Origin of the sequence: Rahnella sp. R3(2024), from assembly GCF_042920125.1 — a bacterium.
Classification (GTDB): Bacteria; Pseudomonadota; Gammaproteobacteria; order Enterobacterales; family Enterobacteriaceae; genus Rahnella; species Rahnella rivi.
Window position 1 is genome coordinate 1,845,401 of the sequence record NZ_JBHGBU010000001.1, and the last position, 13,702, is coordinate 1,859,102.

Consider the following 13,702-nt stretch of genomic DNA (forward strand, 5'->3'; position numbering starts at 1 on the left):
TGCGTAAACGGTGAACAGAATATAAACCCACGCTATCGCGGCGAAGGATAATAATTATTCGACTAAAAAGCCATCACATAAAGCGTAGCAGTCCGGAAGATTTTTCGGCCAATTTCTGCACTGTCAGCGATGCAAATGTGTGAAACAATGGCCGCAGAAATTTTTTGAAAAAATTAACCGCGTGGAAGGCAACAGCCAGCATGAAGACCAAACTGATTACCCGCGAAGGCTACGACAAGCTCAAAACGGAGCTGGATTTCCTGTGGCGGGAAGAACGTCCTGAGGTGACTAAAAAAGTCACCTGGGCCGCAAGCCTCGGCGATCGCAGCGAAAATGCTGATTACCAGTACAACAAAAAGCGCCTGCGTGAGATCGACCGCCGCATCCGCTATCTGACCAAATGCATGGAACAGCTGCGCATTGTCGATTACTCGCCGCAGCAGGACGGCAAAGTGTTCTTTGGCGCATGGGTAGAAGTGGAAAACGACGACGGCGACATCAAGCGTTTTCGCATCGTTGGCTATGACGAAATCTTTGGCCGCAAAGACTATATTTCTATCGACTCCCCGATGGCGCGTGCGCTGCTGAAAAAGGAAGTCGGAGACAGCCTGGTGGTCACCACACCGGTTGGCGATGCGACCTGGTACGTCAATGACATTGACTACGTGAAATGATCAGCTAACTCTCAAAACGCGCAGCGCAATGGCCTGATGGCTGGCATTTTCAGCCTTCAAACCGTATAACTGTGCCCCTGCTTTTACGTCACTCACTAACGAAAAAACTGATACCAGACCTATGAATGATCAACTGAGCCGCATTATCGCAAGTGAATTGCAGGTTCGCCCGGAGCAGGTTGCTTCCGTGGTGCGTCTGCTGGATGAAGGTAATACCGTGCCGTTTATTGCGCGGTATCGTAAGGAAGTCACCGGTGGGTTGGATGATACCCAACTGCGTCAGTTGGACTCCCGTCTGGGCTATCTGCGTGAGCTGGAAGACCGTCGTCAGACCATCCTCAAATCCATCGAAGAACAGGGCAAGCTGAGCGACGATTTGGCGAAAGCCATCCGTACCACGCTGAGCAAAACCGAGCTGGAAGATCTCTACCTGCCGTTCAAACCCAAGCGCCGCACGCGCGGGCAAATCGCGATCGAAGCCGGTCTGGAACCGCTGGCCGAATTGTTGTGGAACGAACCGCAAAACGAGCCGGATGCCGCCGCCGCGAAATTTATCGATGCCGATAAAGGCGTGGCCGACACCAAAGCGGCGCTGGATGGCGCGCGTTACATTCTGATGGAGCGCTTCGCCGAAGATGCGGGGCTGCTGGCGAAAATCCGCGATTATTTGTGGAAAAACGCGCACCTGACCTCCCGCATGGTCGAAGGCAAAGAGCAGGAAGGCGCGAAGTTCCGCGACTATTTCGATCACCACGAACCTATTTCTCAGGTGCCTTCGCACCGCGCGCTGGCGATGTTCCGTGGCCGTAACGAAGGTATCCTGCAACTGGCGCTGAATGCCGATCCGCAGCACGACGAGCCGCCGAAAGAGAGCTACGCGGAACAGCTGATCATCGATCATCTGGGTCTGCGCCTGAACAACGCGCCTGCCGATGTCTGGCGCCGTGCAGTGGTCAACTGGACCTGGCGCATCAAAGTGCTGCTGCACCTTGAAACTGAACTGATGGGCACCGTGCGCGAACGCGCCGAAGATGAAGCCATTAACGTCTTTGCCCGCAACATGCACGATTTACTGATGGCGGCACCCGCCGGGATGCGCGCCACCATGGGCCTCGATCCGGGCTTGCGTACCGGTGTCAAAGTGGCCGTTGTGGATAACACCGGCAAACTGGTGGATATCGACACGGTTTATCCCCATACCGGACAGGCGGCCAAAGCCGCGCAGCAGGTTGCCGCGCTGTGCATCAAACATAATGTTGAGCTGGTGGCGATCGGTAACGGTACCGCGTCCCGCGAAACGGAACGTTTCTTCCTCGAGCTGCAAAAACAGTTCCCGGCGGTAAAAGCGCAGAAAGTGATTGTCAGTGAAGCCGGTGCGTCGGTGTATTCCGCCTCCGAGCTGGCCGCGCTGGAATTCCCGGATCTGGACGTTTCCATTCGCGGCGCGGTGTCTATCGCCCGGCGCTTACAGGATCCGCTGGCAGAACTGGTGAAAATCGACCCGAAATCTATCGGTGTCGGCCAGTATCAGCACGATGTCAGCCAGTCACAGCTGGCGAAAAAACTCGATACCGTGGTCGAAGACTGCGTGAACGCCGTGGGTGTGGATCTCAACACCGCGTCGGTGCCGCTTCTGACTCGCGTGGCTGGCCTGACCCGTATGATGGCGCAGAATATTGTTAACTGGCGCGATGAAAATGGTCAGTTCCGTAACCGTGAACAACTGCTGAAAGTCAGCCGTCTGGGGCCGAAAGCCTTTGAACAGTGCGCGGGCTTCCTGCGTATCAATCACGGCGACAACCCGCTCGATGCCTCAACGGTTCACCCGGAAACCTATCCGGTGGTCGAACGTATTCTGGCCGCGACGCAGCTGGCACTGAAAGATCTGATGGGCGATTCCAATGCGCTGCGCGGTCTGAAAGCCAGCGAATTCACCGATGAACAATTTGGTGTGCCGACCGTCACCGACATCATCAAAGAGCTGGAAAAACCGGGGCACGATCCGCGTCCTGAGTTCAAGACAGCGACCTTTGCCGATGGCGTGGAAACCATGAATGACCTGATGCCGGGCATGATCCTCGAAGGCTCCGTCACCAACGTCACCAACTTCGGCGCATTCGTGGACATCGGCGTTCATCAGGACGGTCTGGTGCACATTTCATCTCTGGCAAACAAATTCGTCGAAGATCCGCACACCGTGGTGAAAGCCGGCGATATCGTGAAAGTCAAAGTGATGGAAGTCGATCTGCAACGTAAGCGTATTGCGCTGACCATGCGTCTGGACGAGCAACCGGGCGAAGCACCGGCGCGCCGTTCATCGGCACCGGCTGCGGCCACCCCGCGCGATGGGCAGAAACGTCCCGCTCAAAACAAGCCGGCAGGCCGTAATGCGGCACCGGCGGGCAATAACGCGATGGCCGATGCGCTGGCCGCCGCACTGGGCAAAAAACGCTAATTTTTTCGTTTTCTCCTGCCAACCGAAAGCCGCTGAATTTTAGCGGCTTTTTTTATGTACTTTATTTCGACACTTTTTAAAGTCTCTCCTATTGAATCAATCACTGCGGTAAATCAATAAATCGGCCTTTGCACAGGCATAGGATAGCGACGCGGTAGGGACAACCGTGAAGAGGCACGCCTCTTTTCTTTTTGTCTCTTCATGCGTACTAATTATGATAACTATTTTCGTTTGTACTACTTTGCGTATTCAGTACGCCGTCGGTTTCAGACTGACATTTTGCACCAGGGACAATTTCTGAGCAGTATTTCCAACTAAGTGGGATCACCGGGCACGGAAGCGCGGCGTAGCATTTGTCACGCTGCCCCCAACATGCCTGAACGCTTCGCGAGGAACTATGCAACTTCAATCAAAACGTGCTTACAAAATCACCGGCTTTTCTCATGAGATCAGCCCGGCCTACCGCCAGAAACTGCTGTCGCTCGGCATGCTGCCAGGGTCATTCTTCAACATCATCCGCGTGGCGCCGATGGGCGACCCGGTACAAATCGAAACCCGCCGCACCAGTCTGGTGGTTCGCAGAAAAGATCTCGATCTGCTCAAACTCGAAATGCTGGCCTGACCTTTTTGCGCAGGTCGCTCTGATCCCCTGCGCGTTTCTCCTTTCTCACACGTAGATCTGAACGTATGAAAGCACTGACCATTGGCCTGATTGGTAATCCCAATTCAGGTAAAACGACCCTTTTCAATCAGCTGACCGGTTCACGCCAACGCGTGGGCAACTGGGCTGGCGTGACCGTCGAGCGCAAAGAAGGCCAGTTCGCCACCGGAGAACACAAAGTCACGCTGGTGGATTTACCGGGCACCTACTCCCTGACTACCATTTCCGAGCAAACCTCGCTCGACGAACAAATTGCCTGCCACTACATTCTTAGCGGCGACGCCGATCTGATGATCAACGTGGTGGATGCCTCGAACCTTGAGCGCAATCTCTACCTGACGCTGCAACTGCTCGAACTCGGCATTCCCTGCATCGTCGCACTGAACATGCTCGACATCGCCAACATTCAGAACATCCATATTGATATCCCGGCGCTCTCCGCGCGTCTGGGTTGCCCGGTGATCGCGCTGGTATCGACACGCGCGTCAGGCATCAAAGAGCTGAAAGCGGCTATCGACCAGCTGCCGCCCGCCACCGCTATGGAGCGCGTGGTTTACCATCCCATTCTGCAACAGGAAGTGGACGCGCTCGCCAGCGATATGCCGGCAGAAATGGCGCTGCAACAGCGTCGCTGGCTGGCGCTGCAAATTCTCGAAGGCGATATTTACAGCCAGAGCCACGCGGGTAACGCGCAACAGCGGCTGCCAGAAGTGAAAGCCCGGCTCGCCGCGCAGCAACTGGATGACCCCGCGCTGCTGATCGCCGATGCGCGCTACCAGTGCATTGCCGCCCTGAGTGCCGACATCAGTAACTCGCATCTCACCGCGCCGAATAAACTGACGCAGGTGCTGGACCGCGTGATCCTCAACCGTTTCCTCGGCGTGCCGATTTTCCTGCTGGTGATGTACCTGATGTTCGTTCTGGCGATCAACATCGGCGGCGCGCTGCAACCGATTTTCGATATCGGCTCAGCGGCGATTTTCATTCAGGGCACGCAGTGGATCGGATTTACCCTGCACTTCCCGCAGTGGCTGACCATTTTCCTGGCACAGGGGATTGGTGGCGGTATCAACACCGTGCTGCCGCTGGTGCCGCAAATCGGCATGATGTATCTGTTCCTCTCCTTCCTTGAAGACTCCGGTTACATGGCCCGCGCGGCCTTCGTAATGGACAGACTGATGCAGGCGCTCGGTCTTCCTGGCAAATCTTTCGTGCCGCTGATTGTCGGTTTCGGCTGTAACGTGCCGTCGATTATGGGTGCCCGTACGCTGGATGCGCCGCGTGAACGCCTTATCACCGTCATGATGGCGCCGTTTATGTCCTGCGGCGCGCGTCTGGCGATTTTCGCCGTGTTTTCCGCCGCGTTCTTCGGCCAGGATGGCGCGTCGATTGTCTTCTCGCTGTATCTGCTGGGAATTGTGGTCGCCATCCTGACCGGTCTGCTGCTGAAATACACCATCATGCGCGGTGAAGCCTCGCCGTTTGTGATGGAACTTCCGGTGTACCACGTTCCGCATCTGAAAAGTCTGCTGCTGCAAACCTGGCAGCGTCTGAAAGGTTTCGTGCTGCGTGCCGGTAAAGTGATTGTGATTGCGAGTATTTTCATCGGCGCGCTGAACAGCTTCTCTTTCAGCGGTAAGGCGGTGAATAACATCAATGACTCCGCGCTGGCATCGGTCAGTAAAGTGCTGACGCCAGTGCTCTCACCGATGGGCGTGCACCCTGACAACTGGCAGGCAACCGTCGGCCTGGTGACCGGTGCGATGGCGAAAGAAGTGGTGGTCGGTACGCTGAACACGCTCTACACCGCTGAACACATCACCAATGAAGAATTCGACGCCGCCAGTTTCAACCTGCCCGACGAACTGCGCGGGGCCGTAAACGAAACCTGGCAGGGCCTGAAAGACACCTTCAGCATCAGCGTGCTCTCCAACCCGATCGAAGCCAGTAAAGGCGACGGCGAGATGGGCGTCAGCTCAATGGGCGTGATGAGCAGCAAATTTGGCTCAGCGATTTCGGCCTACAGCTATCTGATCTTCGTGCTGCTGTATGTGCCTTGCGTATCGGTGATGGGCGCTATCGCCCGTGAAACCAGCCGCAGCTGGATGACGTTCTCCATCTTCTGGGGGCTGAACGTGGCGTATTCTCTGGCGACATTGTTCTATCAGGCGGCCACGTTCAGCAGCCATCCGACACACAGTGCGACCATCATCCTTATCGTACTCATCTTCAACGCGCTGGTGCTCACCGCCCTGCGCAAAGCCCGCAGCCGCGTCAGCGTTCACCTGCAACCGCGTCAAGCTGCGGCCTGCTGTGCACCGGCGACCGGCAGTGATTGCCATTAGGAGGCGCGATGGCCAGTCTGATTCAGGTACGTGACAGCCTCGCACTGGCTGGCCGGGCAGATGCCCGCCAGCTCAGCCGGCAACTCAACACACCGCAACCGCTGGTGCAGGCGATGCTCGAAAAACTGGTCGCCATGCAAAAAGCCGAGGCGATAGACGCCGACGACAGCTGCCTTTCCGGCGGCTGTAAAAGCTGCGCCGAAGGCAAAAAGTGCCTGACGGTCAGCTACCGGTTAATCCCGCAGTAATTCGATTTTTTCCTAAATAGCCGCGTTGCGGCTATCATCACAGGTCGCAACGGCCGCCAACGTGCCGCAGGAGCCTGCATGATCGACAGTGAAATCACTTTTCGCAAACTCGAAATTTTCCTCGCCTATATGGAAAAACAGAACATCAGCCGCGCCGCCGAACAGCTCGGGCTGAGCAGCGTCAGCGTGCATCGCGCCCTGCATTCGCTCGAAGAAGGTTTACGCTGCCCGCTGTTTATCCATAAAGGCCGTAACCTGCTGCCGCTGCCCGCCGCTGAAGCATTGCTGGAACATGCCACGCAGGTCATCGAACAGATGGAACACGGCATTCAGGCCACGCAACGCGCCGCCGGATTTGGGGATAAACGTCTCAAACTGGGTACGCTGTATTCCCTGACACTGGAAACGATCCCCCGCCTGATCATGGGGCTGAAGCTGCGCCGTCCGGAGCTTGAGCTGGAACTGGTGATGGGCTCGAACAATGATTTACTGCACAAACTGGAAGACGGTCAGCTGGATGCCATCCTGATTTCGACCAGCGATTCCAACGTTGATGCCCAGCGCTACGATCAGCTGCCGTTGTTCCAGGACGATATTTTTCTCGCCGCCCCGGCCAGTGCAGAACTGGCAAGCGAAGGCACGGCGGATTTACGCGATTATAAGCAGGAAAAATTCGTCTCACTGGCGGAAGGGTTCGCCACTTATCACGGCTTTCAGGAAGCGTTTCAGGTTGCCGGATTCGAGCCGGACATCGTCACACGGGTGAATGATATTTTTTCGATGCTGAGTCTGGTGCAGGCGGGCGTCGGGTACACGCTCATTCCTGGCAGAATGAAAGGTGTGTATGAAAATACGGTGAAACTCCTGCCGCTGGCCGAAGCCTACCAGATGCGTCAGACCATCTCGCTGGTCTTCCCGCACAGCCGCGAGCACGATCCGAACCTGCTCGCCCTCGCAGCCGAAAGCCGGATGTATGCGTTAGCGAGCAGAAAGCGCTGAAAGACGCTCGCTGTTTTGTGCAATCAAAACGACCGGCCAGTGTGTTTTATCCGGATGCTCACTCCAGATGGCAGATTCCGGAATACTCACACCGTCATAACGCATTTTCGAGCCGTCATAAGGGTAAAATTGCCCTTTTTCTGTATCGAGTATGAAAACCAACAATCCCGCTGCATTTTGGGCAAGACGTTTCCAGAGCGCCCGACCGCCGGTGTAATGATCGTTATCACTCATCAGGGTGAGATGTTTTTTTACCACCAGCGTTTCATACAACAATGTCGCTAAACGGTAATCGCGCATGCCGGCATTCACCACCACGCCTTCTACCTGAAACGCCTGATCGTCTTCCCAGAACTGACGGACTTCGAGCAGTTCATCGCTATTATCCCTGCGGGCAAGTTCCAGCGTTGCTACTACGTGGTGTCGGTTTTCACCCCGGTTATCGGTTCGGGTTTGTGCTTCAGCAATGGCAATGAACGGAATCTTCTCGTCATAGATGACCAACATATCGAGATTGTTGAAGCGTATTTCATCAATGATTTCAAATCTTCTGGCCAGAGTGGCCGGACTGTACGATCTTTCGAGCACGATCATTTGCGAATCCCCGCGAATTAAAACTGGCATGATATCCCTTCAATCAGAGTGGTTGGACAATAGCACGCTGCGCAATAATCAAACAGCCCAACGCCTTTCATCACCAACCTACCATGCCTTTAATCAGCGTTCGTTTTCCCGTAACCGCGTTGCGAGACGTCCCGCAACCTGCAGGCCGGACTGACATAAAGAGAGCGCTTCGCCCTGCTCCATTGCGCGGCGGGTCAGGCCGGTCAGCACCGCGCCCGGTGGCATTTCAATTGCCAGCCGCACATCGCGCTGATACGCCGCCACCATGGCGTCACGCCAGTTCACGGTGCGCGCCATGTTCATCGCCAGATCGTCGGCGATTTTCTCCGGTTGCCAGTAAACGCGGCCAGTGGTGCCGCTGAGATAACCGCAGGTCGGGCGGGAAATCGACATTTCTTTAAACGCTTCCACCAGCTTCGCCGCGGGCTCATCCAGCAACGCACAATGCGACGGCACGCTGACCGCAAGCTGATGCGTTTTCTGCGCGCCCAGCCCTTTGGCAAGCTGCATCACCTGCGCCATGGCGGCGTCGCTGCCCGCAATCACCAGCTGGTCTTCCGCATTGATATTGGCAAGAAATACCGGCGACGTGGCGCTGTTCACCTGCGCCACCAGCCCCTCAACCTGCATCTGACGCAGACCGGTGATGGCCGAAAGCCCAAAGCCCTGCGGATAAGCCTGCTGCATCAGCTCACCGCGCAGCGCAACCAGCCGGACGGCTTCGGAGAAATCGAGCGCACCTGCCACCACGGCGGCGGGAAATGCACCAATCGACAGCCCGCTGCAAAAATCTGCCTCAATGCCTTCGGCCTGACATTGCTTCGCCCACACCACACCGGCAATCAGTAAACACAGTTGTACCGCGCGGGTAGAACGCAACGCATCGGCGGTATCGAGCAGCAGAACATCTTCGCCCAGCGCGAGGCTGGCTTGTGCGATCAGGGAATGGGTAAGCGGATTATCCGGCAGACGATGCAGCATGTGCGGCACCTGCGGCCCTTGTCCGGCGAAGGTAAATAAGATTTTCATCGTGCTCCTTGCTTCTTTTGGCCGGTATCACTCTGCCGGCGGTTGCCACGGGTCACGCACCAGCAACGGGCCGGACGCCGTTTTCAGCATGATGTCCCCGCCACGCAGCCATTCGCTGAGGGCAAATCCCCCTTGCGGCGTAGTGATCTGAACATCGGCGCGGCAGGGAAGCCGCTGAAGCTGGTCGTAAAAATCGGAAAACTGAGAAGAGTCCACCGGCGCGTCGCAGCGCACCAGTAAATCGAGATCGCTGTCGGCATGCATCACCGGGAGGTCACTGGCCAGCGCGTAAGCACAACTGCCGGTCACCCCCCACCGGAAAGGCAGTGGCAGATTGCACAACGTAATCAGCGCCTGCACCGGTTGTTGCGACACAAACGGCGAATGCAGTAACAGGTTGATGTCGCTGACCAGTGATTCCGGTGTGACTGCCCGCACCACCGCCGCCGGGTCAATCCAGGCGGCGGCACGCTGAATGCGGGTCAGCCCGCGAATACCCACCGGGATTGCGCCGTCAGCACGTTTATCGCGACGCACCACCAGCGGCAGCGCCGTGCGCCAGCCGGTGTTTACCCACGCGGGTAAAACGTCGTCGCTTTGCAGCGCAGAACGGTCGCTGATCCAGACAAAATCATGGGCTCGCGGGTCACACATATTTCCCCCTTTCTGTTAGTGAAGTGCGGCTGTCAGTGAGATAAACAGCGGCAAAGTCACGATACATAATACGGAACTGATCAGCAGTGACGCTTCGGCATCCGGAGACTGCACCCCGAAACGGTTACCGAACACGATACCGAAGAAACCGGCAGACAGTGCAATCATCAAAATAGCGGTGACCGCCACCTGGCCGCTCAGGCCGAATGCCAGTACCAGACCCCAGGCGATGAACGGCTGGATCAGGTTTTTGGCGACACAAGACAACAGCACCGGCGCGTTAATTTTCAGTTTACGGGCTGACAGGATCACACCGGTCAGGAACAGCGCAGAGGCGGTGGCTGACAAACCCAGCGGCTTAATCGATGCCAGGAAAATTTCCGGCATTTTAATGCCAATCGCTGACAGGATCACGCCCAGAAGCGGTGCCCAGACGATCGGTTTTTTCACTGAACGCCACATCAGCACCGGCAGCAGTGCCAGAGAAGACCCCTGATTTTCGCCACTCAGACGGGCTTTTTCACGTTCGAGAATCAGCAGACAGAACGGCGTCATCAGCACCGAACCGCAGGCGATAGATACCGCAACGGACAGTGAAGTCGACGGCGCATCGCCCATCACGCTGCTCAGAATAGGCAAACCGAGCGCCGCATAGTTAGGCAGTGCGACGGTCAGCGTCAGAACGACAGCGTCCTGCGGAGACTTGTTGAAGACTTTGGTGCAAATAAAATAAATCGCCGCGTAGGTGATCCACATCGCCAGAACCAGCACCAGAATCAGCGGTGACTGCTCGACAATGCCTGACCACGGCGTTTGTACGGTCGCTGCAAACAGCGCAGCGGGTAAAGCAAAATCCATCACGAAAATATTCAGTAAAGAGACATTCTGGTTATCCACCATTTTCGCTTTCCCGGCGTAAAAACCGAGGATCATGATGACGAAAATAGGGGCAAGCGCGTGCAATATTACGTAAGTCATAGCGATATTCCTGAGACAAAAATGAATGCTCAGTCAGCGCCGGTGCGATGGTTTTTTTAGTATGACAGTCCAGTTGCAGACAACAGCAGGCTCCTGCCCGGACGGTATGTCTGGGCGGGAACCCGCAATGCGGCTGCGTCACGCTGTTTGCAGGTGCGTTACCGGTTGAGACTGAAAGTTATGAATGAATTACCATTCCTGGCGCATCTGCTGGCGAACGCGCTGCGAACTTGCGCGATTTTCTGCACCCAGACGATTGCTGAGGCTAACGCCTTCTTTGCGTGCGTCCTGGATGTTTTGCCAGACCGTGTTTTCGACACGGGCGATATCGTCAGGCGTGGCGTTGTCCGGGTCTGCAATGTCGAGTAATTGCGACAGCAGGCCCAGCGTGGCGTAGTTTTCGATGTCGTAAGCCATCGGTGGAATGGTGGCGGCCAGTTTTTCCAGCGCCTCCACGGAGCGTAAGGTGATTCGTGCGGCGGATTCTTTCCCCATCGCATGGATCATCACGCCGTTGTTTTTAAAGGCGATCAGTTTGTTGGCCTGATAACCGTGCGCCAGAAACGCACCGGACATCGCTTTGCCGACAATCAGCCCGATGACAGGATGCCCGGCCAGTCGTGCTTTGGCGTAAGCGCCCGCGGCACCGGCCAGCGCCTGATGGATACCGAACGCCTCTTCGCGGCGGCCATACGCCTGACTTGGCACATCGATCACCGCCACGATGGCGCGTTTGATGCTGGCGTTAGCGTCAGCGTCAATCACGTCGTTGACCACTTTTGCCAGATTCCAGCCTTCGAGCAAGCCGACTTCGCCGCCCGCCGCACGCGGATACTGGTTATTTTTGTCCGGCACCACGGCGATGAAGCGCACGGTCTGGTCATTCATTTTGCCGTCGGCCGCTTTCACGGAAGGGCAAAGACCGCTAACCGGTGTGGCGTCTTTGGTCAGTTGTGCGAACCAGTAATCACCCCGGCTGGCTGCGTTGCTGTTGATAGTGCTCATGCGCGATCCTCCCGGTTAAACAGGGCTTCCGTCACATCACGGCTGGCCTGCTGCGCGGTGTCAAAACCGGTCAGTTTTGGCAGGTAATAATCATAATTATCAGAACGGTGTGTGGCCGGAACGCCTTTTTTAATGAAGTCCAGCACGTTTGATTTCACCTGTGCGAGGGAATCTTTCACCAGTGCATCCACAAAGCCGCTGTGATAACGCACTTCGCCACCGGTCATGCTCCAGATAAACGGACGGTCGCGGGAATCGTATTCATCGATACCGGCTTCCTGTTCGATAACCTGCGGGCCGTTCAGACCCAGACGGGCTTCACGGGTGACAATCAGATAACTGCACAGCGCAGCGGCAATCGACATCCCGCCAAAGCAACCGACGGTACCAGCCACCACGCCAATCACCGGCGTGTAGCGGCGTAAATCAACGATAGCGGCATGAATATCCGCGATCGCCGCCAGCCCCAGATTGGCTTCCTGCAAACGCACACCGCCGGTTTCGAGCAGCAGAACCGCCTGCGTCGGGATGCCGTTGCGGTTATCTTCTGCGGCCATTTCCAGCGCAGCGGCCATTTTGGCCCCGGACACTTCGCCCATGCTGCCGCCCTGGAAGCTGCCTTCAATCGCCACAACCACGGCGGGCTGGCCGTTAATCTGGCCTTTGGCGACCACCATGCCGTCGTCGGCCTGCGGAACGATGCCCTGCGGTTCCAGCCAAGGAGACATAATGCGTTCAAACGGGCCAAGCAGTTCACGGAAAGTCCCGGCATCCAGCAGTTTGCGGGCGCGCTGACGGGCACTCAGTTCGATAAAGCTCTGATCAGCATCAGTTTGCATGTTCAGCCTCCTCAAAGACCTGTTCGATACGCAGACGGGCAACCCCTGGTGTGGCGCCAAAATCATTGATGTCGAGACGCCCGGCCGGTAATTCACGCAGGGAGCTCAGACGGTCAAAAAAGTTCTGCCATAAGGTATGGCTGCCGTCGACCGAGGTGGTGACGATAATGTTCAGCTCATTGACTGTTTTTGGTTCATACAGCGCTTCTAAATCGCCGGAACCTACCACGCCTGCTTCGGCGCGGCCTGCCAGCGGTTTTGCCGCCGGGTAATTAAATTCAAAACGTTCCATAACACCTCTTTGTACTGATGTTAGTTAATGCGTATCCGGTTCAGGCCACGCTGACGCGGTCAAGAAACAGCGTCGCGGCCAGTAAATCGGCGGCACCACCGGGTGATGTGTTGTCGGCCAGCATGCGGTGCTCGAGATGGCGTAATAACTGTTTGCCCGCCATCGTTCTCATCCCGCCGGCATCGAGCACGGCCTGCGCGCCCTGATGCATGGCGTGCAGCGCCGGTAATCCGCCGCGTGACAACACGCAGGTATCGGAAAGCCGGGCCATGACCGCCAGTAAGGCATCGACCTGTGCTTCGCTTTCGCTGGCACCGCGAGCCCGGCTGTGATGGAGCTGCGGCAGCGCACAATGGAGAATGTGCGGGAATGCCCCCTGAGCCTCTTCACGCGCACCGGGCACCTGATAACGCTGCACGGCGTGCGCACCTTTACTGAATTTTTTCGGGCTGAATGCGTCGGGCAACGCCGCAATTTTCGCGGCGCGCTGCGCAATATGCAGCGGCTGGAGATCTTCCGGCTGCATGGCGATCGCACTGACCAGCAGCCCCATCGCCCAGATAGCGCCCCGGTGCGTGTTCACGCCGCCGGTTTCCGCCATCATCAGCGCTTCTCCCGCACGGCCCAGACGGCCCACTTCCTGACGCAGGGCGATATCCGCCGGGCGCTGCCAGCTGTGTAAAGCCAGCAAATAGAACGTGGACGTCAGACTGCGCGCCGAGCGCACCATCAGATCAAGGGTTAAATCCTGATGTGCGCCGGAACTCCGGCTGTCTACCAGCCCTGGTTTCGGGCTAAGCCGCGCTTCGTCGATCAGCGCCTGCGTCGCCGTTTCTGCCAGCCTTTCGGCCAGCTCTTGTGCTGTGAGTACAGCGCCAATCGTTAAAGTCTGCGGCATC

General features: G+C 56.8%; 14 protein-coding genes. 6 read left to right on the plus strand and 8 right to left on the minus strand.

The window, feature by feature from the left end; all coding sequences use genetic code 11:
* Positions 1-200: 200 nt before the first annotated feature.
* The 6 genes from greB to ABSH60_RS08420 all read left to right on the plus strand — a co-directional run bounded on the left by greB (position 201) and on the right by ABSH60_RS08420 (position 7,382).
* Positions 201-674, plus strand: a complete 474-nt coding sequence (gene greB, locus ABSH60_RS08395; protein ID WP_056775408.1) for a transcription elongation factor GreB — start codon at positions 201-203, stop codon at positions 672-674.
* Positions 675-795: 121 nt separating this feature from the next.
* Entirely contained in the window at positions 796-3,129 is a 2,334-nt protein-coding gene (locus ABSH60_RS08400) for a Tex-like N-terminal domain-containing protein (RefSeq protein WP_390973517.1), read from the plus strand.
* 397 nt (positions 3,130-3,526) lie between these two features.
* Positions 3,527-3,751 (plus strand): ferrous iron transporter A, encoded by a 225-nt coding sequence (gene feoA / locus ABSH60_RS08405; protein WP_056775414.1) that lies wholly within the window; start codon positions 3,527-3,529, stop codon positions 3,749-3,751.
* A gap of 65 nt (positions 3,752-3,816) precedes the next feature.
* Complete coding sequence (gene feoB / locus ABSH60_RS08410) at positions 3,817-6,135, plus strand: Fe(2+) transporter permease subunit FeoB (RefSeq protein WP_390973519.1); 2,319 nt, start codon at positions 3,817-3,819, stop codon at positions 6,133-6,135.
* 8 nt (positions 6,136-6,143) lie between these two features.
* Complete coding sequence (locus ABSH60_RS08415) at positions 6,144-6,383, plus strand: FeoC-like transcriptional regulator (protein ID WP_122097288.1); 240 nt, start codon at positions 6,144-6,146, stop codon at positions 6,381-6,383.
* Positions 6,384-6,461: 78 nt separating this feature from the next.
* Positions 6,462-7,382 carry a LysR family transcriptional regulator gene (locus ABSH60_RS08420; protein WP_122097287.1) on the plus strand — a complete coding sequence of 307 codons (921 nt, stop codon included), beginning with the start codon at positions 6,462-6,464 and terminating at the stop codon, positions 7,380-7,382.
* Here ABSH60_RS08420 and ABSH60_RS08425 read toward each other — a convergent pair.
* The 8 genes from ABSH60_RS08425 to ABSH60_RS08460 all read right to left on the minus strand — a co-directional run bounded on the left by ABSH60_RS08425 (position 7,362) and on the right by ABSH60_RS08460 (position 13,701).
* The gene (locus tag ABSH60_RS08425; protein ID WP_217202647.1) at positions 7,362-8,006 is read right to left on the minus strand and encodes a hypothetical protein; all 645 of its coding nucleotides are present in this window, start codon (positions 8,004-8,006) and stop codon (positions 7,362-7,364) included. The genes ABSH60_RS08420 and ABSH60_RS08425 overlap by 21 nt on opposite strands.
* A gap of 93 nt (positions 8,007-8,099) precedes the next feature.
* A complete protein-coding gene (gene mdcH, locus ABSH60_RS08430) occupies positions 8,100-9,035 on the minus strand; it encodes a malonate decarboxylase subunit epsilon (protein WP_390973522.1) in 936 nt (311 codons plus the stop codon).
* A 27-nt stretch (positions 9,036-9,062) separates the two neighbouring features.
* Entirely contained in the window at positions 9,063-9,689 is a 627-nt protein-coding gene (locus tag ABSH60_RS08435; RefSeq protein ID WP_390973524.1) for a malonate decarboxylase holo-ACP synthase, read from the minus strand.
* A 15-nt stretch (positions 9,690-9,704) separates the two neighbouring features.
* Positions 9,705-10,667 (minus strand): AEC family transporter, encoded by a 963-nt coding sequence (locus ABSH60_RS08440; RefSeq protein WP_390973526.1) that lies wholly within the window; start codon positions 10,665-10,667, stop codon positions 9,705-9,707.
* Positions 10,668-10,856: 189 nt separating this feature from the next.
* Positions 10,857-11,672, minus strand: coding sequence for a biotin-independent malonate decarboxylase subunit gamma (gene mdcE, locus ABSH60_RS08445; protein WP_390973528.1), 816 nt, complete (start codon positions 11,670-11,672; stop codon positions 10,857-10,859).
* On the minus strand, positions 11,669-12,511 hold the full coding sequence (locus ABSH60_RS08450; RefSeq protein ID WP_136376619.1) for a biotin-independent malonate decarboxylase subunit beta: 843 nt from the start codon (positions 12,509-12,511) through the stop codon (positions 11,669-11,671). The genes mdcE and ABSH60_RS08450 overlap by 4 nt, the downstream gene beginning before the upstream one ends.
* A complete protein-coding gene (locus tag ABSH60_RS08455; protein ID WP_056775439.1) occupies positions 12,501-12,803 on the minus strand; it encodes a malonate decarboxylase subunit delta in 303 nt (100 codons plus the stop codon). Before ABSH60_RS08455 ends, ABSH60_RS08450 begins: the two co-directional genes overlap by 11 nt.
* A 40-nt stretch (positions 12,804-12,843) precedes the next feature.
* Positions 12,844-13,701: a triphosphoribosyl-dephospho-CoA synthase gene (locus tag ABSH60_RS08460; protein ID WP_056777135.1), complete on the minus strand. Its 858-nt coding sequence runs from the start codon at positions 13,699-13,701 to the stop codon at positions 12,844-12,846.
* Between the last annotated feature and the right edge of the window lies 1 nt (position 13,702).

What these genes read in the sequence shown, in the direction of transcription:
- greB (WP_056775408.1), top strand. Translation starts at nt 201, where the DNA reads ATGAAGACCAAACTGATTACCCGCGAAGGCTACGACAAGCTCAAAACG.
- ABSH60_RS08400 (WP_390973517.1), top strand. Translation starts at nt 796, where the DNA reads ATGAATGATCAACTGAGCCGCATTATCGCAAGTGAATTGCAGGTTCGC.
- feoA (WP_056775414.1), top strand. Translation starts at nt 3,527, where the DNA reads ATGCAACTTCAATCAAAACGTGCTTACAAAATCACCGGCTTTTCTCAT.
- feoB (WP_390973519.1), top strand. Translation starts at nt 3,817, where the DNA reads ATGAAAGCACTGACCATTGGCCTGATTGGTAATCCCAATTCAGGTAAA.
- ABSH60_RS08415 (WP_122097288.1), top strand. Translation starts at nt 6,144, where the DNA reads ATGGCCAGTCTGATTCAGGTACGTGACAGCCTCGCACTGGCTGGCCGG.
- ABSH60_RS08420 (WP_122097287.1), top strand. Translation starts at nt 6,462, where the DNA reads ATGATCGACAGTGAAATCACTTTTCGCAAACTCGAAATTTTCCTCGCC.
- ABSH60_RS08425 (WP_217202647.1), bottom strand. Translation starts at nt 8,006, where the DNA reads ATGCCAGTTTTAATTCGCGGGGATTCGCAAATGATCGTGCTCGAAAGA.
- mdcH (WP_390973522.1), bottom strand. Translation starts at nt 9,035, where the DNA reads ATGAAAATCTTATTTACCTTCGCCGGACAAGGGCCGCAGGTGCCGCAC.
- ABSH60_RS08435 (WP_390973524.1), bottom strand. Translation starts at nt 9,689, where the DNA reads ATGTGTGACCCGCGAGCCCATGATTTTGTCTGGATCAGCGACCGTTCT.
- ABSH60_RS08440 (WP_390973526.1), bottom strand. Translation starts at nt 10,667, where the DNA reads ATGACTTACGTAATATTGCACGCGCTTGCCCCTATTTTCGTCATCATG.
- mdcE (WP_390973528.1), bottom strand. Translation starts at nt 11,672, where the DNA reads ATGAGCACTATCAACAGCAACGCAGCCAGCCGGGGTGATTACTGGTTC.
- ABSH60_RS08450 (WP_136376619.1), bottom strand. Translation starts at nt 12,511, where the DNA reads ATGCAAACTGATGCTGATCAGAGCTTTATCGAACTGAGTGCCCGTCAG.
- ABSH60_RS08455 (WP_056775439.1), bottom strand. Translation starts at nt 12,803, where the DNA reads ATGGAACGTTTTGAATTTAATTACCCGGCGGCAAAACCGCTGGCAGGC.
- ABSH60_RS08460 (WP_056777135.1), bottom strand. Translation starts at nt 13,701, where the DNA reads ATGCCGCAGACTTTAACGATTGGCGCTGTACTCACAGCACAAGAGCTG.